Origin of the sequence: Nocardia jejuensis NBRC 103114 (assembly GCF_001613145.1) — a bacterium.
GTDB classification, from domain to species: domain Bacteria; phylum Actinomycetota; class Actinomycetes; order Mycobacteriales; family Mycobacteriaceae; genus Nocardia; species Nocardia jejuensis.
In genome coordinates, this window is the sequence record NZ_BDBU01000006.1 from 105,021 (window position 1) to 126,145 (window position 21,125).

Here is a 21,125-nt window from a genome sequence, read left to right on the forward strand (position 1 = left end):
ACCGGGGGGGTGACGCCCGGCGAACCGGAGACAGGGCACCGGCAGCGGAGCCTCGGCATCCAGCGACACCGATCCGCCGACAGAACGGCGCCACCGGCGGAAATCCACCGGCGGCGCCGTTATATCGTTGCCTACCAAGGAGTTTCGAGGCACTCGTCCCCGAATCCCCCTACTCCGTCAGGCGTAGATGGCCGCCACGTCGGCGGCGTACTGCTTCATGACCACGTTGCGCTTGAGCGACATCTTCGGGGTGAGCTCGCCGCCCTCCTGGGTCCAGTCGACCGGCAGGATGCGGATCTTCTTGATCGCCTCGGCGTGCGACACCAGCTTGTTGGTGGCCGCGACCGCCGCGTCGATCTCGGCGACCAGTACCGGGTTCTCGATCAGGGACTCGATCGAGGTGTCGGCGGCGATGCCGTTGCGCTCTTTCCAGCCCGGCAGCGCTTCCTGATCGATGGTGATCAGCGCGCCGATGAACGGCTCACCGTCGCCGACGACCATGACCTGGCTGATCAGCGGGTGCTGACGCAGGGAGTCCTCGAGCATCGCCGGGGAGACGTTCTTGCCGCCGGCGGTGACCAGGATTTCCTTCTTGCGGCCGGTGATCGAGATGAAGCCCTGCTCGTCGATCGCGCCCAGGTCACCGGTCTTGAACCAGCCGTCGGCGTCGAACGCGTCGGCCGAGGCCTCGGGGTTGTTCCAGTAGCCGCCGAACACGACCGGTCCGCGGATCAGCAGTTCGCCGTCCTCGGCGACCTTCGCGCCGTGGCCCGGCAGCGGGCGGCCGACCGAACCGACCTTGATGTGCTTGGGGGTGTTCACGCTGACGGCGGCGGTGGACTCGGTCAGACCGTAGCCCTCGTAGATGGTGACGCCCGCGCCGCGGAAGTAGTGGCCCAGGCGCGCGCCCAGGGGGCCGCCGCCGGAGACCGCGGACTCGCACTGCCCGCCCATGGCCTCGCGCAGCTTGCTGAACACCAGCTTGTCGAACACGGCGTGCTGCAGCTTGAGGACCAGTCCGGGTCCGCCGTTCTGCAGCGATTCGCTGTAGGCGACGGCGATGCCGGTGGCGTAGTCGAAGATCTTGCCCTTGCCGCCGTCGTGCGCCTTCTGCTTCGCGCCGTTGAAGACCTTCTCGAACACGCGCGGCACCGAGAGGATGAAATCCGGCTTGTACTTACCGAATTCCTCGACCAGCTTGGACCAGTCGGCGGTGTGCGCGACGGTGACGCCGGCATCGAACGCGGCCAGCGCGACGGCGCGGGCGAACACGTGAGCCAGCGGGAGGAACAGCAGCGACTTGCGGCCCGGGCGCAGGAACTCGCTCATCGAGGAGCGGTCCGCGGCCGATTCCGCGTACAGGTTGGCGTGCGAGAGCATGACGCCCTTGGGGCGTCCGGTGGTGCCCGAGGTGTAGATGAGGGTGGCCGGGGAGTCGGCCTTCACCAGCGCGCGGCGCTCGTGCACGACGCTGTCGTCCAGGTCCGAACCACGCGCGGTGAGCGCGGCGACGGCGTCCTCGTCGATGCGCAGGATCTCGCGCAGCTCGTCGAGGCCGCCTTCGATCTCGCCGACGGTGGCGCGCTGCTTGTCGTTCTGGACCACGATCAGCTTGGTGGCCGAGTCCGAGAGGATCCAGCGGATCTGCTCGGCGGAGGAGCTGTCGAAGATCGCGACGGTGCAGCCGCCGGCCGCCCAGATCGCGAAGTCGAGCACGACCCACTCGTAGGAGGTGGCAGCCATGATGGCAACGCGGTCGCCCGCTTCGATGCCGGAGGCGACGAGGCCCTTGGCCACGCCCGTGACGGTCGCGGCGAATTCCTTCGCCGTGACGTCGTTCCAGCCGCCCTTGCCATCCGGAGTATTGAAAACAACCAGGTCAGGGGTCTCCTGAGCATGCCGGAACGCACTGTCCGACATGTTGGCGTTTTCCGGGATGGTGTAGGTAGCCGGGACTTCGAACTCTCGCATCGCTGCCCTTCCACAGTGGATTTACTCGCCAGTAATTTACGCCACGCTCACAGGTAACTCCCGCCGGACCGCCCGAACAGGATTTCCCTCACCTGCTCGGGCGGTTCGGCGGACGGTTGCTCCCTATCCTATGGATCGGGTTTGCGCAGGTCGCAAAGCCTGCCGAAGGAACTCGCCGAGTTCCTTCGTGATAGCGGCGGCCGGGGCCGCCAGCGATGCCTGCAACTGTGACACGTGCCAGAGGCCCTCGGTCTCGGTGAACTCCGTGCGCACGCCCGCTGCCTGGAGTTTCGCGACCAACCGGGTGCACTGCGTGTGCAGCAGCTCGTCGGTGTCGGCCTGCACGTAGGTGGGCGGCAAACCGTGCAGATCGTCCAGCAGCGGCGCGTAGCCGGTCTCGTAGCTGTCGCCGTCGCCGAGATAGGCCGCGGCGCACGCACGGGACCAGGGACGGTTGATGACCAGATCGCGATGCCGGTCCGGGACCTCGTTCGGATCCACCCACGGCGCGATCAGGCCGAGCGCGGCCGGCACATAGCCGTGCCGGTCGCGCAGCCGCTCGGCCAGCGCGAGCGAGAGCCCGCCGCCGGCCGAATCACCGGCCACCGCGATGCGATCGGGGGCGAAGCCGGAGGCGACCAGCTCCAGGAACGCGGTCTCGGCGTCGTCCAGCGCCGCCGGATACGGATGCTCCGGAGCCAGCCGGTAGTCCAGAACCTGTACCGCACAACCGGTTTCACCGGCCAGGTACGCGGCCAGCGAACGGTGGGTGAGGGGCGAGCCCACGGTGTAACCGCCGCCGTGCAGGTACAGCACGGTGGCGGCGTCGGACACCGGGCCCAGCGTCACGCGCTCGGCCGGGCGGCCACCCAGTCGGATGTGTTCGATATGGGTGCCGCGCGGCGAACGCTGGGCCACCGACCCCCAATCCATGAGCGCGCGTTGCACCGTGAACGGCAGCCGGTGATTCAGCATCACTCGGTACAGCGGATTCAGTGCGGCGCGCACGACGGGCAGGGGCAGTGACACCTGTGGCATGACCGGGTCCTTAAGAACGGATGACGCTTAGGGCAGGATGCGCTTCTGCACCACGGCGGAGATGCGCTGATAGTACGAGGCGGTGGTCCGCACGAAAAGGTCGAGAGCCTTTGCCTCCCAACCGATCAGGACGCGGCCCTGACCCTTGCGCACGCCCTCGGTGATGGTCTGCGCGGCCATCTCGGGAGTGTGCATCGCAAGGTGCTTGTCGAACATGACGGCCAGGTTCTTCTGGTCCAGGCCCTCCGCGACGGTGGCGTTGCGAGCGACGGCGGTCTTGATGCCGCCGGGGTGCACGCAGGTCACCTTGACCGGGTCTCCGGAGATCAGCATTTCCTGGCGCAGCGCCTCGGTGAAGCCGCGCACCGCGAACTTCGCCGCGTTGTAGGCACTCTGGCCGGGGACCGCGATCAAGCCGAAGAGGCTCGAAATGTTGACCACGTGGCCGGAGCCGGATTCGATCAGGTACGGCAGGAAAGCCTTGGTGCCGTTGACGACTCCCCAGAAATCGACATCCATGATGCGTTCGATGTCTTTGAACGGGGTGGAGTTCACGTCGCCGTGGTGCGCGATACCGGCGTTGTTGTAGATCTGGTTGACCTTGCCGAAATGCTTCTTGACCTCGTCGGCGTAGAGCAGCACGGCCTCACGCTCGGCCACGTTGAGCCGGTCGGACTTGATCTCGACGCCGTACTTCTCGCAGCGCCGGACGGTTTCGGCCAGACCCTCGGTATCGATGTCGGAGAGTGCGAGTTTCGCGCCGCGGCGAGCCAGGTTCTCCGCCAGGGCGCGACCGATGCCGGAGCCGGCGCCGGTGATCACACAGACCTTGTCCTTGAAGTAAGCATCGTTGCTCACGGGTACCACTTTCGGTTTCTGCGAAGCCTAAACGGCTGCGGCGGTGGGCTGGTCGGACGTCGTCTCGTAGGCAGACGCATCGAACTTCTCGAGCAGACTGCGGAAACGGAAGGTGAAATCCGGCCAGAGTGTGGTGTTGTTGCCGTGCTTGTCGAGATACCAGGACGCGCAGCCGCCGGTGTTCCACACGGCGCCTTCGAGCTTGCGCTGCAGTTCGACGTTGTATTCGTCCTGGACGTCCTTGCGGACTTCCACGGTACGCAGGCCCAGTCGGTCCACGGTGGCCACGGCGTCGGCGATGTAGTTGATCTGCGATTCGATCATGTACACCATCGAGGTGTGGCCGAGGCCGACGTTCGGGCCCAGCATGAAGAACATGTTCGGGTAGTTGTGGATGGCCGAGCCCTTGTAGCCCTGCTGCCCGATCTCGTCGAAAAGCTCTGCGAGAGTGCGGCCGTCGCGGCCGGAGATGGTCTCGTAGGCCGGAGAGTCGGTGACGTGGAAGCCGGTCGCCACGATGATCGCGTCCACCTCGCGCTCGACGCCGTCCGCGGTGACGACGGAGTTGGCGCGGATCTCCTTGATGCCGTCGGTGACCACGTCGACATTGTCGCGCGAGATCGCCGGGTAGTACTCGTTCGAGATCAGCATGCGCTTGCAGCCGATCCGGAAGTTCGGGGTGACCTTCTTGCGCAGCGCCGGGTCGCGGACCTCGATAGCCAGCTTGGCGCGGGCGATCGTCTCCAGGATCTTCATGGCGGGCGGGAACTTGGCCAGGCCGACCACCTGGGTCTCGCGGGCGGCGTAGATGGCGGCGCGGGACAGCGCCTGCACACCCGGAACATGCTTGAACACAAGCTTTTCCACGCCGAGGTAGGGGCGGTCCGCGCGCGGCAGCAGCCACGGGGCGGTGCGCTGGTAGACGTCCAGGTGCGCGACCTTGCTCGCGATGGCCGGGACGATCTGGATGGCGGAGGCGCCGGTGCCGATGACGGCCACGCGCTTGCCGCTCAGATCCGAGTCGTGGTCCCAGCGGGCGGAGTGGAAGATCTCGCCCTGGAAGTCGTTGATGCCCTTGATATCCGGCAGATTCGGCTCACACAGCGCGCCGACAGCGGAGATCAGGATGTCCGCGGTGAACGCGCCCTGGCTGCTCTGGATCTCCCACCGCGCGGTCTCGGCGTTCCAGCGGGCGCCGGTCATATCGCAATCGAAGACGTGCTTGTCGCGCACGTTGTACTTGTCCGCGACGCCCTGGATGTAGCGCTGGATCTCCGGCTGCTTGGAGAACGAGCGCGACCACTCCGGGTTGAGCGCGAAGGAGTAGGAGTACAGCTGCGAGGGCACGTCGCAGGCCGCGCCCGGGTACGTGTTGTCCCGCCAGGTGCCGCCGACATCGTGGCCGCGCTCCAGCACGAGATAGTCGTCCCGACCCTGCTGGCTCAACCGGATGGCCAGGCCCAAGCCCGAGAAACCGCTGCCCACGATGATGATGCGGGAGTGCCGGACCGGCTGGTTGCCGACAGCCTTGTCTGTAACCTTGCGACTCATGAAACCGAGCGTAAGGTCTTATTGAGCCGGAGTCAACAGTGTTGACTCGCGTTCAGTAAGGTTGGGCAGATGACCAAGGAGAGCGGCGTGCGAAAACCGGCTGTGTCACCTCGGGCCACCGCGACCAAACGGGTGCGATTGAGCCCCGAAGAGCGTCGTGAGCAGCTGATCACGCTCGGCACCCGGATGCTGCGCGACCGCGCCCTGGAGGACGTGTCGATCGGCGAGATCGCCCAGCAGGCCGGGATCTCGCGCGGCCTGCTGTTCCACTACTTCCCCACCAAACAGGACTTCCATCTCGCCATCGTCCAGCACGCCAACGCGGCCCTGCTGGAACGCACCACCCCCGATCGCACCCTCGCGCCGTACGAGATGCTGCGCGATTCGATCGAGCGCTACATCGACTACGTCACCGACAACCGCACCTCCTACCTGGCCCTGCTGCGCGGCCCCGCCAGCGCCAGCCCCGAGCTGACCTCCATGGTCAACGCCCACCGCCAGGCCCAGGTCGAACGCCTCCTCACCGAGGCCCCCATCCCCCTCGACGACACCGACCTCCCCCGCCTCACCCTCGCCCTGCGCGGCTGGATCGCCTTCGTCGAGGAAACCACCCTCACCTGGCTCCGCGAAGAACCCATCCCCCGCGAGGACCTCATCGACCTCCTCGTAGGCGCCCTCGCCGGCCTGGCCCTCAACCTCAGCCCCGCCCTCGCCGCCGCCCTGCACCCCTGAGCGTCCCCGATTCGGGATCGATACCGCCGGCCGCGGCGCACGAGCCCGATAAAGTGGGGCGGTGACCGTACGCGCGAAGATCTGCGGAATCCGATCCGGCACCGACCTGCGCATCGCGCTGGAGGCAGGTGCGGATGCGGTCGGCTTCATCTGTGGCGTAACGCATTTCAGCGAGGACGCGCTGACCGAAGAACAGGCTCGGCGACTTGCCGGGCTGACACCGCCGTTCGTCGACCGAGTCCTCGTCACGCACCTGCAGGACGCCTCGGAGATCGTCGGGCTCGCGGACCTGCTCGGAGCGGACACCATCCAGATCCACGGACTGGTCACCCCGGAGACCGTCCGCAGCGTCCGAAAGATGGCGAGCGGACGCCGAATCCTCAAGGCGGTGCACGTAACCGGACAGGACGCCGTGGAGGCAGCGAAGGAAGCCGCAGCCGATTGCGATGCCGTCCTGCTGGACTCGCGAACGATCGATCGGCTAGGCGGAACGGGGCAGACTCATGACTGGTCGATCAGCGCCGCCATCGTGCGCGCGCTCGGTGAGTCCGGGCGTCCCGTCGTTCTCGCCGGCGGCCTGACCGCCGCGAACATCGCCGATGCCATCCACGCGGTCCGGCCGTTCGCCGTCGATGTCAACAGTGGCGTCGAGACCACCGACGGGGATAAGGATCCCGAGTCCTGCGCATCGTTCGTCGCTGCGGCACATCGGGCTTCGGGGACATTCGCACCTCGAGACCCACAGCGATGAGAACCAGAATTCCCGCGCCGACGACCGGCACGGTGAGCTGATTCCCGGCGACCACCGCGCCGACTATCGACGCGGTGACCGCCTCGTTCAGTCCGACGATTCCCGCGGTGGGCGCATCGAGTGTTCGCAGGGCCCACCAGTATCCGACGAAACCGGGGCCTAGGAAGAACGCACCGATCGCCAGCAGTGCCATGCTCTTCTCTCCGGACGGCGGCGCGATCGTCAGCAGCGGCGCGCCCAGCACGGATGCGATCGCCAACTGAAGACCGGCGGACGACAGCGGTGCGCGATCACGCGAATTCCTCGCCACGATGGTGATCAGCAATGCGACGCATCCCGCACTGCCGAGGGCGAGTAGGCACCCGGCGAATACGTTGACCGTCGTGGACGAACCCGGATGCCCGCCCACGACGAGCACGATCGCGGCCGTGACCAGAGCGATCTCCGTCAGCGCGATCGGATTCGATACCGTTCCGCTCCTGACGATGCGAGCGCCGACCAGCACGATCGGAGCCGCCAGGTGCAGGGCGACCATCATCGGAAGGGGACCGAGATGCAATGCGCCCATGTACAAGACGAGATTGACCACCTCGAGAACTCCGAGGCTCAGGTACAGGCGCCAATCCGAGGCGAGCGCGCGCAACGGTCGCTCCCGCCGCACGATCGCGAACACCAGCACAGCCATTGCTCCGCCGGCCGAGACCAGCGCCGCCGAGGCGAAGCCGGTGGCCACCATGGCCATCAGCGCACTCGAGACTCCCCACAGGCTGGTGGCCGACACCAGGGTCAGCAACGCGCGAAGCGGCATGCTCACGCCAGCAGGAACGACACGATGGGCAGCACCAGGGCCGTGTAGCCGGCGAAGACCAGCGCCGCGATCTTTCGCTTCGAATAGTCCGGATATCGGGTGGCGATCCCCGCCAGGGTCCCGAACGCGACGAACAGCATTCCCCAGACCACCAGTGCTCTGCTGCCCACCTTGCCGAGATCGTCTGCGAAACCCACGGCCAAGGCCGAAATCGTCAGTCCGGCGGGCGCACCGAGCCCGAGGGCGATCGCACCGGACAGACTGTTCATCACCACGGTGTGCCCGCGCACCGACAGCACCTGCTGCGCATCCTGATGATGTGCGCCCTCGTCGCGGCAGATCATGTCGAAAATTCGTGCCGGATTGAGGCTTTCATTGACGACGGTCCGTGCGGCGAGCATCGCCTCCAGCGCCTGCGTCCCGGCGTAGGAGGTCACGAAACCCTCCGACGACGTGCGGAATCCACCGTGCTGCGCCTGCAGCGGCTCGGTCTCCTGCAGATCCAGCAGATGCGACAGCGCCTTGCGCACAGCGGGATCGAAAACCGCCGGCGGCGCGGCGATCAAGGCCGCCCCGACCGACAGGTGCAAAGTCAGATGCCGCCACGTGTCCGCGACGGCGCCTCGGCGAAAATGCTCCTCCTCGATGCGGGACCCGTCCTCTCTCAGGCCCGCGAGCAATCGGTCCACGGCGAGCATGCGCGCCCGCTCGACACGTTTGCCCCCGATAGCGGCGATCTCCGGACGAGCCAGCGTCGTCGCGACGTAGGCGGAGGCGTACATCGGATGGATTCTGGGATCGTCGTCGAGCATGGAGTCCACCAGAAATCGCGTCCCGCGCAACACGGCCTTCGCTGCGGCCTCCTCATCGGTCACCGAGAAGCTCAGCGCATGAATGGCATTGGCGGTCGCGGTGACCGAGACCGGACCCACGCGGCCGGACAGCCGCCACCCGCCCGAGTCCTCGTCCTCTTCCGCGAGCAAAGTCTCACGGCACGCGCGCGCGATCGGATCCGAGTTCGCGACTCCGAGGCAGTGCATCGCGCGCATGCGCCAGGAAAGGTCGATGGGCGCACGAAACGCCCATTCCCCGTGTTCCTCTCGATGAACGGCACCCCGCTTCACCAGGTTCGCGACCTCGGCCGCGCGAGGAACCAGCCGACTCGCCGCGCTCAGCGCGCAGACCACCTCGGCGGAATTCTGCGGATTGGGCGGGACATCGGACACCCAGCCCCAACCAGCGCCACCGTGCCCGTCGGAAAGTTGACTCTGCCGCATCCACGCGACCGCGGCATCGATCCGCTCATCCAAGTTGGACACTGTCCCCCCAATACCCCCGGTCGCCCTACATGGTAGGCGCGCGGGACCCATCCGGCATCGGGATAGGAAACGGAGTCACCGAATATCGTTGTGCCCCAATTCCCGTGGAGAGGCAGGAAGGTCAGAGGGCGTGGGCGTCGAGCCAGTTGCGGGCGAGGGTGGCGGGGGTGGCGCCGGGGGCGCGGAGTTGGCGGATCAGGTCGGCGAGGTCGGTGGTGGTGAGTTCGCCGGCGACGTAGTCGAGTTTGCGGAGTTGGGGGGTGGTGAGGGTGGATTTGCGCAGGACGGCGAGGGTGTTGGCGGTGCGGAAGGCGTAGGCGGGGTCCGCGATCGGGGTGAGGTCCGTGCCGCCGTCGGGGAGGAAGGCGGGTGGGCCGGACAGGACGGCCAGCTGGATATCACCGGCGGACAAGGCTTTTCGCAGGGCCTCGTCGGTGGGGTAGGTCTGGGTGTGGGTCAGGTCGCAGGAGTAGACGGCGCGCAGGGGGGTGCGGACGTCGCGGTCGGGGTCGAGGGGTTCGCGCATCGCGTCCAGGGCGGGGCCGGTGGCGATGCCGACCGTGAGCTCGGGACAGCGGGGGGCGAGGTCCTTCAGGGTGGCGGGGAATTCGTCCACTCGGGCGGCGAGGGCGACGACGGTGGGGCGCAGATCGGTGCCGTCGGCGGGATCCGAGACGATCAGACCTTCGGGCAGGGCGCTGTTGAGGGCGGGGGTGACCGCGTCCGGTTTGGTGGCCTTCGAGCCGGAATCCAGAGCTGCCAACAGGTCTCCGTTGACATCGGGCACGACCGTGACGGTGTTCGCGTCGAGCGCGGCCAACTGCGCGGCGCGCGGACCGAGTCCGTCCTTGGTCGCGGTGCGCGTGCCGGTGCGCGCCAAGGCCTGGGCATAGATCTCCGCGAGCATGCGCGACTGCGCGGAATCGCCCGCGCCCACGGTGAGTACCGGGCCCGCGTCGGTGCCGCCGCAGGCGACCGCGAGCGTCGTCACCGCCGCGACCAGTGCCGAACGCACGAGGACGCGGCGCGGCCGCCGGGCAGCGCGAGCGGTCAGCGCGAAAGAGTCTGTTCCACCGAACACGGCAACAGTCTGCCGCGCCACCCGGCAGAAACGCGAAACCGACCCACGGTAGGCAACGTTCGCCGGTTGAAACGGGCAATATAAACAGCTAGGTCTGTTTGGGGGGTTCTCCCGACGGCCTCCGGCACCCCCGCTCGGAAGGACGACTGTGCATTCGCTCATCACCACTCGCGCCGACGGCAGGCGCACCGCCCGCACCGTGCTACGCATCCTCGCCGCCGCCGTGGCCCTGGCCGCCGCGATGGCCGCCTCCGCCTGCGGCGGCAGCTCCGACCCGCTCGGGAGCAAGAGCGAATGCTCTGGCGACACCGATCATCTGGTCGTGGGCTCGGCCAACTTCCCCGAATCCGAAACCGTCGCCGACGTCTACGCGGAAGCCCTGCGTGTCAACGGGTTCCAGATAGACACCAAACTCAATATCGGCAGCCGCGAGGCCTACATTCCGTCCCTGCGGCAATGCGCCATAGACCTGATTCCCGAGTACACCGGCAACCTGCTGCAGTATTTGGACAAATCCGCCACCGCAACGGCCGCCGCCGAGGTGAACTCCGCGCTCACCACGGCCCTGGGCGATCAGCTCGCCATCGGCACCCCCGCGCCCGGCGAGGACTCCGACGCCGTCGTGGTCACCAAGGCCACCGCCGACCGCTGGAACCTGAAGAGCATCGCGGATCTGGCCGCGCACTCCGCGGATGTGAAGTTCGCCGCCCCAGCCGAATTCGCGGAGCGTCCGGGCGGCCTGCCCGGCCTGAAGAAGACCTACAACCTGGACATCTCGGCCGCCAACTTCGTGCCGATCGCCGACGGCGGCGGCCCCGCCACCGTGCGCGCCCTGACCGATGATCAGGTGACCGCGGCGGACATCTTCACCACCTCCCCCGCCATCACCGCGAACAATCTTGTGGTGCTGGAGGATCCGAAGCACAACTTCGCGGCGCAGAACATCGCACCGCTCTACAACACCGCCAAGAAGAGCGACAAGCTGCTGTCCGTGCTCAACGCGGTCTCGGCGAAACTCAGCACCGCCGAGCTGATCTCCCTCAATACCTCGGTGTCCGGCACCAGCAAGACCGAGCCCGCGGCCGCCGCGAAGGCGTGGCTGCAGACCCAGGGCCTCGACAAGCCGATCGCATAGTTCGACGGTCCGATCGGATAGGAGGCGGAACACGGTGTCCGACATCGAGTTCAGCAGTGTCACCAAGACGTACCCGGACGGCACCACCGCCGTCCACGATCTGAACCTGCACATCGAATCGGGTTCGTTCACCGTGTTCGTCGGACCGTCCGGCTGCGGCAAGACCACCTCCATGCGGATGATCAACCGCATGGTGGTGCCCACCGCGGGCGCCGTCACCGTTGCCGGACAGGATATTTCCCGGACCTCGGCGGTGCGGTTGCGGCTGGGTATCGGCTATGTGATCCAGAGCGGTGGGCTGCTGCCGCACCGCACCGTGCTCGACAATGTGGCGACCGTGCCGGTGCTGCGCGGGCAGTCCCGGCGCGAGGCCCGCCACGCCGCGCTCGAGGTACTCGACCGCGTCGGCCTCGATCGCGCTCTGGCGCAGCGATATCCGGCACAGTTGTCCGGTGGGCAGCAACAGCGTGTCGGCGTGGCGCGCGCGCTGGCGGCCGATCCGCCGATTCTGCTGATGGACGAGCCGTTCAGCGCCGTGGACCCGGTGGTGCGCACCGAACTGCAGAACGAAATGCAAAGGCTGCAGTCCGAATTGCACAAGACGATCGTGTTCGTGACGCACGATATCGACGAGGCGATCAAGCTCGGGGATCGGGTCGCGGTGTTCGGGCCCGGCGGGCGGTTGCAGCAGTACGACCGGCCCCAGCGCGTGCTGTCGCAGCCCGCGACGGATTTCGTCGCCGGATTCGTCGGCCGCGATCGCGGATACCGGGAACTGTCCTTCCGGACCGCGGATGCCGTTCCGCTGCACGATATCCCGACCGTGACCGCCGATCAGCTCACCGGCGTTCGGCTGGACAAGGGTGAGTGGCGGCTCATCGTGGATCAGGACCGGCGGCCGGTCGGCTGGATCGACACCACCGGACTGGAGGGCATCCGCGCCGGACGTGCGCTCGCCGACTGCGTCGCCGCCGGTGGATCACTGTTCCCGCCGGACGGGGATCTGCGGCACGCCTTGGACTCGGCCATCTCCTCACCCTCGGAAATCGGTGTGGCGGTCGATGATTCGGGCGCGGTGCGCGGCGGGGTGCTGGCCTCGGAGGTGATCGCGCAGCTCTCGCGGCAGCGCACCGCCGAGGACGAGGAACGCAATCGGGCCTTCTTCGAGGCTGAAGCTCGATGAGATACCTCCTGGACAATTTCGACGAGATCGCCGGATACGCCCGCACGCATCTGTATCTGGCGCTGCTGCCGCTGGTGATCGGATTGGTGATCGCCATTCCGTTCGGCGCACTGGCGCATCGGATTCCGTGGCTGCGGCGCGTGAGCACGACGGCGGCCGGGATCGCGTACACGATTCCCTCGCTGGCGCTGTTCGTGATCATTCCGCCGCTCGCGGGGATCAGTGCCATCGATCCGCTGAATGTCATCATCGCGCTGAGCATCTACTCGGTGGCGCTGCTGGTGACCGCGGTGCCCGCCGCGCTGGACTCGGTGCCCGCCGAGGTGCTCGACGCCGCCGACGCGATCGGATACACGCGGCTGCGCCGGGTGCTCACCGTCGACTTTCCGCTGGCGCTCCCGGTTTTCGTCGCGAATCTGAGAGTGGTCGCGGTCACCAATATCTCGATGGTGACCGTCGGCGCGCTGATCGGGGTCGGTGGGCTGGGCAAGCTGTTCACGCAGGGGTACCAGCGCGACTACCCCGACGAGATCGTGGCGGGCATCATCGTGGTGCTGGTCCTGGCGCTGGTGTTGGACCGGCTGCTGTATCTGTTCGGGCGGATCGCCACACCGTGGTCGCGACTCGGCGACAAGGACAGACGTCCGCGCCGGCGGTTCGGTCGCGGCACGCTGACGACGCTCGGGACCGAGCTCCCCGACGCCGCCGGAACGACGAAAGAGTCTGCGGCATGAACCTTTTCATCGACGCCTGGCACTATCTGAGCACCGGCGCGAACTGGTCCGGCCCCACCGGAATCGGCGAGCGGATCCTGCAGCATCTCTGGTACAGCGTTCTCGCCGTGGGACTTTCGGCGGCGGTCGCACTGCCGATCGGACTGCTCGTGGGGCACACCCGGCGCGGATCGGCGGCCATCGTCGGCTTCGCCAATGCCATGCGCGCGCTGCCGACCCTCGGCCTGCTCACCTTCGTGGTGCTGCTGCTCGGGCTGGGCCTGCTGCCGCCGCTGCTGGCGCTGCTGACCGTCGGCATTCCACCGCTGCTCGCCGGCACGTACGCCGGGATCGCGAATGTGGATCCGGCGGTGGTGGACGCCTCGCGCGCCATGGGCATGACCGAACGGCAGGTGCTGTTGCAGGTCGAACTCCCCAATGCGCTGCCGGTCCTGCTCACCGGTCTGCGCGGAGCGACGCTGCAGGTCGTGGCGACGGCGACCATCGCCGCCTACGTGAACCTGGGCGGGCTGGGCCGATACATCTTCGACGGGATCGGTCTCTACCGATACGACCGGGTCCTGGTCGGCGCGATCCTGGTCGCGGCATTGGCGCTGGCGCTGGACGGACTGCTCGCGCTGCTCGCGTGGGCCGTCGCACCGGGCGCCCGACGTCCACGCGGCCTAGGCCGCGCGCGCCGATCCGAACCTTCCACAGCCGGGTAGCCCGCCGCGCACCCCCAGCTCAGCGGCACGCACATTGACCTTCCGTGTGATGCGGGTCACGATGTTCGTGGCCGAGCACCACCGAAGTCAATGAGGAGGTTCGCCGTGAAAGCCATGAAAGCCCGCGACATCATGCATCACACCGCTGAATGCGTGCCCGCGGACGAGACCCTCGACCGAGCCGCGCAGATGATGCGCAATATGGACGTCGGGGCCCTGCCGATCTGCAACAACGACCGCCTGATCGGCATGCTCACCGATCGTGACATCGTCATCCGCTGCGTCGCGGAGGGTCACGATCCGAGTCGCGTTCGAGCCGGCGACCTCGCCCAGGGCTCGCTCATGTGGGTCGACGCGGATATGGATGTCACCGAGGTGCTCGCCATGATGGAGCAGAACCAGATCAAACGGGTCCCCGTGATCGACGTGGCGGCCGGAAAACGCCTCGTCGGCATGATCTGCGAATCGGACCTCGCCAAGAACGTCAGCGATCAGCAGCTGGCCGAATTCGTGGCGGCGGTCTCGACTCCGCACTGAGCCCGCCTCCCACGGAACACGCCGAGGGGCCTGGTCCCGGTGGAGCAGGCCCGTCGCGCTGTCGATCAGGCCGGGCGGATCAGGCCGTGCTGGTGGGCGTAGACCACGGCGTGAATGCGGTCTCGCACACCGAGTTTGGCGAGGATTCGGGAGACGTGGGTTTTGATGGTTTCCTCGCCGACGCCGAGGGTGGCGGCGATCTCGGCGTTGCTGCGGGCGTCCGCGAGCAGGAACAGGACCTCGCGTTCACGGGCGGTGAGGTGGGCGAGTTCGGGTGGTTCCACCGGCGGGGCGAGGCCCGCGACCAGGCGGGCGGCGAGGCGGCGGGTCATGGACGGATCGATGACGGCGTCGCCCCGGACCGCCACCTGAATGGCGGCGACGAGTTCCTCGGGGGCAAGGCTTTTCAGCAGGAAGCCGCTGGCCCCGGCGGTGAGCGCGCGGTGCAGGCTCGCCTCGCTGTCGTAGGTGGTCAGCACCAGCACGCGGGTGCCGCCCGCCGCGACGATGGCCTCGGTGGCCGCGAGCCCGTCGAGCTTGGGCATGCGCACATCGAGAATCGCCACATCCGGCCGCAGGCGGGCGGCGGCCTCGATGGCGGTGCGACCGTCACCCACCTCGGCCACGCATTCCAGGCCGGGATGCGCGTCCACCACGGCGCGCAGGCCGGAGCGGAACATGGTGTGATCGTCCGCGATCAGGACGCGAATGCTCATGCCGCTCCGATCGGGACCGAGACCAGAATTTCCCATCGCTCACCAATTTTCCCGGATTGCACTGTCCCCCCGAATAATTCGACTCGCCGTCGAATTCCGTCCAGTCCCCGGTGCGGATTCTCGCTCGACACGACGTGCCCCACGGGATTGCTCTCGCGGACCTGCACCCGAGTCGGGCCGTAGCGGATCTCCAGTCGCGCCGGATCCCGGCCGTGCCGCAGTGCGTTGGTGAGAATCTCCTGGACCACCCGATAGAGCATCACGTCCAGGGACTCGGGCAGCACCGGCGGCTCACCCGAAATGTCCACCCGCACAGTCAAACCAGCCTCTCCCACCCGCTGTACCAGATCATCGATGTCGACGAGACCGGGCTGCCGCTGGCCTCCGTCGTCACGGCCGTGCAGCAGATCGAGTTGCCTCCGCAGATCCACCATGGCCGCCCGGCTGCTGGTCTCGACGGCGGTCAGCGAGCGCACCGTCGCCGCACTGTCGCTGTGGGACACGGCTATTCGTGCCGCACCGGCGTGAATCCCGATGGCGCTCACGTGATGTGTGATCACGTCGTGCAGATCGCGGGCGATGGCCTCGCGCTCGTCCACCAGTGCCCGATCCAGTGCCGCCAGCTGCTCCTGCTGCCGGAGCCTCTCCCGCTGTTCGAGTTCCGCGATGTACGCACCCCGCGCCGTCGTGTACCGGCCCACCAGCCACGGCACCACGCCACCCGCCACCGCCAGCGGGAAGAGCCGCCAATCTCGCGAGAGTATCCCGCCCACAAGCAGATTCGCGACGGCCGCTCCGGCCGCGAGCAGCGTCACGGTGCCCACCGAGGCGAACCCGCCCAACCAGGCCCCGGCCCGGTACCCCGCCACCAGGAACCCCACATCGGGCACCCGCGCGGGCAGCCCGTGGTGGTGCGCGAAGACGGCGATCCCGACCTTCAGCACGGCCTGCGCGACGGCCACCGCCACCACCGCCCTGGTCGACGGCGCGGCCGCGAGGGCCAGATCCACCGTAACCACCGCGATCGCCAGCGGCCAGGCCAGCGCGGGCGAGGTGCCGAACGCGCCGCACAGCACCAGCTGTGCGGTGTCGACCATCGCCGCCACCACGGCCACCACCAGCGACTGCCGAGCCAGCGACCTCGTCACATCCATCGCGAGCACCACTCCCGTCGGCCGATCCGAATCCACGCCGGCACGCTCCCCGTCAACCATCCACCACCGAACTCACGCCGCCACTCTGCACACGCAGGGAAACCGGCCGGGCGCGCGAGGACTCCACCCGCAGGGCGGTTCTCACTTCGCCTGATCACTCGACACGCGGCCCACCACTACCGTGCGGACGCTACTCCCGCCGACCCCCGTCCCCCGTGCGGGGGATACGGAATCCCCCGTCGGCGCGACGATTCGGGCCGCGGATCTCACTACCGTCGAGATATACCCCCCCGAGCAGGAGTTTTTCGATCAGGAGCCGCTATGGACAAAGACATCTTCATCTACGCGCTGCCCGCGTTCGCGGTGCTCATGCTGATCGAATGGATCGCCGATCGCCGCGATCCGGACAAGCCCGCCAACGGCATCACCGGGCGTGACACCGCCTCCAACATCGCCACGTTCGTGCTCAGCCGAGTCGCCAAACCGATTCTGGCGCAGGTGCTTCCGTTCTCGGCGGTGGTGCTCGCCGGTGCGCTCACCCCGTTCCACCTGTCCGCGCACAACTGGTGGGTGTGGGTGCTCGGGCTGGTCGTCACCGATTTCTGCTACTACTGGGCGCATCGCGCCGATCATCGAATCCGGCTGCTGTGGACCTCGCACAGCGTTCATCACTCCAGCCGGTTCTTCAATTTCTCCACCGCCATCCGGCTGCCCTGGGCACATCCGATCGCCCAGCAGCTGCGCGGTCTGGCCTGGGTGCCCGCCGCCCTGATCGGGCTGCCCGTGTGGATGGTGTTCGCGCTGCAGAGCATCGGCCTGCTGTACCAGTTCCCGATCCACACCCAGCGCGTGCGCACCCTGCCCCGGCCGCTCGAATTCCTGTTCAACACTCCCGCGCACCATCGCGTCCATCACGGCTCCAATCAGCCGTATCTGGACACGAATTACGGTGGCGTCTTCATCGTCTGGGACCGGATGTTCGGCAGTTTCGCCGCCGAAACCGAACCGATCCGGTACGGCCTCACCAAGGACATCGGCACCGACAACCCGCTGAAGGTGAACTACACCGAGCTGCTCGACCTGGTCCGGGACGTGCGCGGCGCGAACACCTGGCGCGGCCGCCTCGGCTACGTGTTCGGCCCGCCCGGGTGGAGGGAGCGTCGTGCCCCGGAGCCGGAGCCGCTCCTCGGCGCGAGCGTGGCTGTCGAACCCGCGAGCCTCGAAAAGGTCACCGCCGCAGCCTGATACGAGCCTTGAAACAGTTCGGCCCCCGTGCGTTGCGCACGGGGGCCGATTCCGTTCGTACGGGTTACGCGACGCCCTCGGCGCGAGCGGCGGCGCCGACGGCCTCGGCGACGGCCGGAGCCACGCGCGGATCCAGCGGGCTCGGGATGATCTTGTCCACGGACAGCTCACCCGCGACCACGTTGAAGATGGCGTCGGCGGCGGCCACCTTCATGCCCTCGGTGATGCGGCGCGCGCCGACATCCAGCGCGCCCTTGAACACGCCCGGGAACGCGAGCACATTGTTGATCTGGTTCGGGAAGTCCGAACGGCCGGTCGCCACGATCGCGGCGTACTTGCGCGCCACCTCCGGGTGGATCTCCGGGGTCGGGTTCGACATGGCGAACACGATGGACTCCGGCGCCATGGCGGCGATGAGCTCCTCGGGGATGGTGCCCGCCGACAGACCCAGGAAGCAGTCCGCGCCCGAGAGTGCCTCGGCCGCACCGCCGGTGACGTTGCGCGGGTTGGTGCGCTGGGCCAGCTCGGCCTTCACATCATTGAGGTCGCCGCGATCACGCGAGACGACGCCCTTGGAATCCAGCACGATGATGTCCGGGACGCCCGCCGCCAGCAGAATGTTGGTGCACGCGACACCGGCCGCGCCGGCGCCCGAGACCACGACCTTCAGCGTCGACATGTCCCGGCCCTGCACCGCTGCCGCGCCCTTGAGGGCGGCCAGCACCACGATGGCGGTGCCGTGCTGATCGTCGTGCATGACAGGGCAATCCAGCGCCTCGATGACGCGGCGCTCGATCTCGAAGCAGCGCGGTGCGGAGATGTCCTCGAGATTGACCGCGCCGAAGCTCGGGCGCAGACGGATCAGCGTCTCGACGATCTCGTCGGGGTCCTTGGTGTCCAGCACCAGCGGGATGGAATCGAGCCCGGCGAACTTCTTGAACAGCGCCGCCTTGCCCTCCATCACCGGCAGCGAGGCGCGCGGGCCGATATCGCCCAGGCCCAGCACCGCGGTGCCGTCCGAGACGACCACGACCAGGCGCTCGGCCCAGGTGTAGGTCTTGGCGAGCGACTCGTCCTCGGCGATGCCGAGGCAGACCTGCGCGACGCCCGGGGTGTAGGCGATCGAGAGATCACGCTGAGTCTCCAGCGGTGAGGTGAGTTCGACCGAAAGCTTGCCGCCCAGGTGACCGGCGAAAATTTCTTCCTTGGTGATGTCGGACAGATTCGCGGTGGTGGTGGCATTCACTGCTTCAGTCACAGGTGACACGATTTCACTCCTGCTCGGTGCGGACTCAACCGTTTGACGGTTACCGTTCGGTACATAGTTATCGATGGTTTCGGTGCTCGTTTCGGAATTCCGGACACGTCCACGGTGAGCCGTTTCGAAAAACCCTGTGCGCAAACCTTGCCACCACGTCGTGGCAATCGACACAAAGTATTACGGCTACCCATGAGTACGTCGCGACGAGGCGCGTCGAGCGAGAACCGGAGGGGTGTGTCCGGGCCATACAGCCGGGGTGACCTCATCTGAACCCGCGAGTCGGGGTTCGTGATCACCGAGTGTCCCCGCCGGGCGGTGGCTGCGGCCGGGGATCGACACATTCTGCCAGTAGCGCCGACGACGCGCCAAATCGCCCCCGGGGGCCGTCGCGGTCACGCTTCATCCACGAAGCCTAGGCGTCCCGAATCACCCCCGGGTAAAGGGAAACTCGCACGTCCGGCCGCGACTGCGGAGAACTGTCACAACTTGGACCCGGTCGCGGCGGTGAGGTGTCAGGCCTGCTTGGCAGCGGCCCGGTGAGGTGTGCGCTCCGGTGTCAGGCCGGAGCGGCCTCGGGGGCCGAGCGGACCACCTCGGACTCGGGCCGCACCACCTCGGGAACCGGCCGCACCACCTCGGGAACCGACCGCCGCGCGCTCTGCGGTCCCGGCCGCCGCAGACCACGAGGGGAGGACAACCGCCCCGGCTCCGGAGCGGACAGCGGCACTTCGGGATTCGAGGCCACGCGGTCGAGAGTCGCGGGCGCGATCTCCGCAACCGCGGACGCCGCCATCGCGGGAGCGGCGTGTCCGGACCGAACCCAGACGCTCGACAGGCCGCCCGAGACCAGCCGCACGCGCCACTCGTTGCCGACCCCGGGGTGATCGGTGCGGCGATGCATTCCCCGCGTCTCCGTGCGAGCCAGCGCGCTGTATTTGGTCCAGCGGGCCACGGCCAGCAGGGCGGCGGCCTGACGGGCGCGCAGCCGGTGCGCACCCGAACCGCCGAGATCGAATTCCGCCCCCGGCCACATGGCGTCGAGCTCGCCGATGCTGTCGCGCAGACTGCCGTCGCTGCGCCAGTAGCTGCGACGCAGCGGCAGCGTGTGTTCCTGCACCAGCCCGACGACCGCGCGCGGATCGATGCGGTTCCGCGCACCGAGCCCGGCTCCGGGCACCGGGCGCACCCTGCCCAGAGTGGGCCTGGTGCGCGCGAATCGGGCCGCACCCGCCCCCGCCCACACGCCGGAGGAGATCGCCCAGGCCCCGTTCTGGCCGCCGAAACCGCTGACCGCGCCGGTGATCGGCTCCCGGGTGGTGACGTCGCCCGCGCCGTACAGGCCCGGAACGGAGGTGGCGCAATCGGCTCCGATCAGCCGCACTCCGCCGGTGCCGCGGACCGTACCCTCGAGCACCGCCCGCATCGGCACCCGACCGGTCGGGTCGGGCCCGGTGCGGCGTTCGAGTTCGGCGCGCAGTTCCTCGGGCAGCTCCGCCAGCGCCGCGTACACCCGGCGGCCGTCCGCGATGGCAGCGAAAACCTGTGCGCGCGAACCACTTCCGCCGCCGTGCAGCACCTCGCGCGCTTCGTCGTACATGGTGGCGAACGGAACGGATCGATCCAGCGGGAATCCGGATCGACCGGGCGCGCCGCCCAGCTGGAACGGCGCGGCGCAGGGCACCAGCGAGTACGCGTTGGAGAACTCCATACCCGAGAGTTCGGCTCCGGCTTCCGCGCCCATCAGCAGGCCGTCGCCGGTGTCCACATCGGTGCCCGCACCGCCGGACAGGAACGCGCAGCCGCCGGTCGCCAGCACCACCGAGCGCGCCCGCACCGTCCAGGCCCGGAAACCGTCGCGCAGTGCCACCCCGGTCGCACCGGACACGACGCCGTCACCATCGGTGATCAGCTGCAACGCCGGATGATGATCGAGGATTCGCACGCCCGCGACGACCAGGCTGCGCCGCAGCCGGCCCAGATACCGCGCACCGTCGAGATACACCCGCGCGGGTCGTTCGGCGTGATCGCCCTGGAAGCGGAAACCGTCCCGCACGAGTTGCCCGACACGCCGGTGCGTCTCCTCCAGCACCCGGTGCATCCACTCCGGATCGCCGAGGCCGCCACCGTGCAGGTAACTCTGCGCGACCACCTCTTCGCGCGCCCCGTCCGTCGGAATGTTCCACAGGGTGACCCCGCCGTGGGCGGTCGGTCCGCTGGACCCGCAGCGTGCCTTGTCCGCGACCACGACCCGAGCGCCCGCGGCGGCAGCGGCGAGCGCGGCCCAAGCCCCGGCGGGACCACCGCCAAGCACAAGCACATCGGCGTCGAATTCGGTCATATCGACAAA

19 protein-coding genes are annotated in these 21,125 nt (G+C 68.0%); 8 read left to right on the plus strand and 11 right to left on the minus strand.

Annotated elements, in window-relative coordinates:
• Positions 1-177: 177 nt before the first annotated feature.
• From NJ1_RS05385 to NJ1_RS05400, 4 genes are all read right to left on the minus strand, one after another.
• The gene (locus tag NJ1_RS05385) at positions 178-1,971 is read right to left on the minus strand and encodes an AMP-dependent synthetase/ligase (protein WP_067688142.1); all 1,794 of its coding nucleotides are present in this window, start codon (positions 1,969-1,971) and stop codon (positions 178-180) included.
• Between the two features lie 123 nt (positions 1,972-2,094).
• Positions 2,095-3,009, minus strand: coding sequence for an alpha/beta hydrolase (locus NJ1_RS05390; RefSeq protein WP_067688146.1), 915 nt, complete (start codon positions 3,007-3,009; stop codon positions 2,095-2,097).
• Positions 3,010-3,036: 27 nt separating this feature from the next.
• A complete protein-coding gene (locus NJ1_RS05395) occupies positions 3,037-3,867 on the minus strand; it encodes an SDR family NAD(P)-dependent oxidoreductase (RefSeq protein ID WP_067688149.1) in 831 nt (276 codons plus the stop codon).
• Between the two features lie 27 nt (positions 3,868-3,894).
• Positions 3,895-5,418 carry a flavin-containing monooxygenase gene (locus tag NJ1_RS05400; protein ID WP_067688152.1) on the minus strand — a complete coding sequence of 508 codons (1,524 nt, stop codon included), beginning with the start codon at positions 5,416-5,418 and terminating at the stop codon, positions 3,895-3,897.
• A gap of 69 nt (positions 5,419-5,487) precedes the next feature.
• On the opposite strand from NJ1_RS05400, the gene NJ1_RS05405 reads away from it, so the two are divergent.
• Both NJ1_RS05405 and NJ1_RS37815 read left to right on the plus strand, forming a co-directional pair.
• Positions 5,488-6,150 (plus strand): TetR/AcrR family transcriptional regulator, encoded by a 663-nt coding sequence (locus NJ1_RS05405; RefSeq protein WP_067688155.1) that lies wholly within the window; start codon positions 5,488-5,490, stop codon positions 6,148-6,150.
• A gap of 61 nt (positions 6,151-6,211) precedes the next feature.
• A complete protein-coding gene (locus NJ1_RS37815) occupies positions 6,212-6,901 on the plus strand; it encodes a phosphoribosylanthranilate isomerase (protein WP_084477769.1) in 690 nt (229 codons plus the stop codon).
• On the opposite strand, the gene NJ1_RS38745 is transcribed toward NJ1_RS37815, so the two are convergent.
• From NJ1_RS38745 to NJ1_RS05425, 3 genes are all read right to left on the minus strand, one after another.
• A complete protein-coding gene (locus tag NJ1_RS38745; RefSeq protein ID WP_067688162.1) occupies positions 6,786-7,709 on the minus strand; it encodes an EamA family transporter in 924 nt (307 codons plus the stop codon). The genes NJ1_RS37815 and NJ1_RS38745 overlap by 116 nt on opposite strands.
• Before the next feature lie 2 nt (positions 7,710-7,711).
• Positions 7,712-9,028 (minus strand): prenyltransferase/squalene oxidase repeat-containing protein, encoded by a 1,317-nt coding sequence (locus NJ1_RS05420; protein WP_067688164.1) that lies wholly within the window; start codon positions 9,026-9,028, stop codon positions 7,712-7,714.
• A 121-nt stretch (positions 9,029-9,149) separates the two neighbouring features.
• The gene (locus NJ1_RS05425) at positions 9,150-10,109 is read right to left on the minus strand and encodes a glycine betaine ABC transporter substrate-binding protein (RefSeq protein WP_169813087.1); all 960 of its coding nucleotides are present in this window, start codon (positions 10,107-10,109) and stop codon (positions 9,150-9,152) included.
• A gap of 241 nt (positions 10,110-10,350) precedes the next feature.
• Between NJ1_RS05425 and NJ1_RS05430 the strand changes: the two genes are divergently transcribed.
• The 5 genes from NJ1_RS05430 (at position 10,351) to NJ1_RS05450 (ending at position 14,402) form a co-directional block, all read left to right on the plus strand.
• On the plus strand, positions 10,351-11,244 hold the full coding sequence (locus NJ1_RS05430; protein ID WP_084477789.1) for an ABC transporter substrate-binding protein: 894 nt from the start codon (positions 10,351-10,353) through the stop codon (positions 11,242-11,244).
• Positions 11,245-11,278: 34 nt separating this feature from the next.
• Positions 11,279-12,427, plus strand: a complete 1,149-nt coding sequence (locus tag NJ1_RS05435) for an ABC transporter ATP-binding protein (RefSeq protein ID WP_067688170.1) — start codon at positions 11,279-11,281, stop codon at positions 12,425-12,427.
• On the plus strand, positions 12,424-13,161 hold the full coding sequence (locus NJ1_RS05440; RefSeq protein ID WP_084477772.1) for an ABC transporter permease: 738 nt from the start codon (positions 12,424-12,426) through the stop codon (positions 13,159-13,161). Before NJ1_RS05435 ends, NJ1_RS05440 begins: the two co-directional genes overlap by 4 nt.
• Complete coding sequence (locus NJ1_RS05445) at positions 13,158-13,865, plus strand: ABC transporter permease (RefSeq protein WP_067688173.1); 708 nt, start codon at positions 13,158-13,160, stop codon at positions 13,863-13,865. Before NJ1_RS05440 ends, NJ1_RS05445 begins: the two co-directional genes overlap by 4 nt.
• A 114-nt stretch (positions 13,866-13,979) precedes the next feature.
• The gene (locus tag NJ1_RS05450) at positions 13,980-14,402 is read left to right on the plus strand and encodes a CBS domain-containing protein (RefSeq protein ID WP_067688176.1); all 423 of its coding nucleotides are present in this window, start codon (positions 13,980-13,982) and stop codon (positions 14,400-14,402) included.
• A gap of 65 nt (positions 14,403-14,467) precedes the next feature.
• Here NJ1_RS05450 and NJ1_RS05455 read toward each other — a convergent pair whose 3' ends face one another.
• Together NJ1_RS05455 and NJ1_RS05460 are read right to left on the minus strand one after the other, a co-directional pair.
• Positions 14,468-15,118 carry a response regulator gene (locus NJ1_RS05455; protein ID WP_067688179.1) on the minus strand — a complete coding sequence of 217 codons (651 nt, stop codon included), beginning with the start codon at positions 15,116-15,118 and terminating at the stop codon, positions 14,468-14,470.
• Positions 15,115-16,308, minus strand: coding sequence for a sensor histidine kinase (locus NJ1_RS05460; RefSeq protein ID WP_245717228.1), 1,194 nt, complete (start codon positions 16,306-16,308; stop codon positions 15,115-15,117). The genes NJ1_RS05455 and NJ1_RS05460 overlap by 4 nt, the downstream gene beginning before the upstream one ends.
• A gap of 285 nt (positions 16,309-16,593) precedes the next feature.
• On the opposite strand from NJ1_RS05460, the gene NJ1_RS05465 reads away from it, so the two are divergent.
• Positions 16,594-17,517, plus strand: a complete 924-nt coding sequence (locus tag NJ1_RS05465) for a sterol desaturase family protein (protein WP_067688182.1) — start codon at positions 16,594-16,596, stop codon at positions 17,515-17,517.
• 64 nt (positions 17,518-17,581) lie between these two features.
• On the opposite strand, the gene NJ1_RS05470 is transcribed toward NJ1_RS05465, so the two are convergent.
• Complete coding sequence (locus tag NJ1_RS05470) at positions 17,582-18,784, minus strand: NAD(P)-dependent malic enzyme (protein WP_067688185.1); 1,203 nt, start codon at positions 18,782-18,784, stop codon at positions 17,582-17,584.
• A 550-nt stretch (positions 18,785-19,334) separates the two neighbouring features.
• On the minus strand, positions 19,335-21,116 hold the full coding sequence (locus NJ1_RS05475) for an FAD-dependent oxidoreductase (protein ID WP_067688188.1): 1,782 nt from the start codon (positions 21,114-21,116) through the stop codon (positions 19,335-19,337).
• Between the last annotated feature and the right edge of the window lie 9 nt (positions 21,117-21,125).

What these genes read in the sequence shown, in the direction of transcription:
- NJ1_RS38745 (WP_067688162.1), bottom strand. Translation starts at nt 7,709, where the DNA reads ATGCCGCTTCGCGCGTTGCTGACCCTGGTGTCGGCCACCAGCCTGTGG.
- NJ1_RS05475 (WP_067688188.1), bottom strand. Translation starts at nt 21,116, where the DNA reads ATGACCGAATTCGACGCCGATGTGCTTGTGCTTGGCGGTGGTCCCGCC.
- NJ1_RS05440 (WP_084477772.1), top strand. Translation starts at nt 12,424, where the DNA reads ATGAGATACCTCCTGGACAATTTCGACGAGATCGCCGGATACGCCCGC.
- NJ1_RS05390 (WP_067688146.1), bottom strand. Translation starts at nt 3,009, where the DNA reads ATGCCACAGGTGTCACTGCCCCTGCCCGTCGTGCGCGCCGCACTGAAT.
- NJ1_RS05450 (WP_067688176.1), top strand. Translation starts at nt 13,980, where the DNA reads ATGAAAGCCCGCGACATCATGCATCACACCGCTGAATGCGTGCCCGCG.
- NJ1_RS05430 (WP_084477789.1), top strand. Translation starts at nt 10,351, where the DNA reads ATGGCCGCCTCCGCCTGCGGCGGCAGCTCCGACCCGCTCGGGAGCAAG.
- NJ1_RS05455 (WP_067688179.1), bottom strand. Translation starts at nt 15,118, where the DNA reads ATGAGCATTCGCGTCCTGATCGCGGACGATCACACCATGTTCCGCTCC.
- NJ1_RS05465 (WP_067688182.1), top strand. Translation starts at nt 16,594, where the DNA reads ATGGACAAAGACATCTTCATCTACGCGCTGCCCGCGTTCGCGGTGCTC.
- NJ1_RS05385 (WP_067688142.1), bottom strand. Translation starts at nt 1,971, where the DNA reads ATGCGAGAGTTCGAAGTCCCGGCTACCTACACCATCCCGGAAAACGCC.
- NJ1_RS05405 (WP_067688155.1), top strand. Translation starts at nt 5,488, where the DNA reads ATGACCAAGGAGAGCGGCGTGCGAAAACCGGCTGTGTCACCTCGGGCC.
- NJ1_RS05445 (WP_067688173.1), top strand. Translation starts at nt 13,158, where the DNA reads ATGAACCTTTTCATCGACGCCTGGCACTATCTGAGCACCGGCGCGAAC.
- NJ1_RS05400 (WP_067688152.1), bottom strand. Translation starts at nt 5,418, where the DNA reads ATGAGTCGCAAGGTTACAGACAAGGCTGTCGGCAACCAGCCGGTCCGG.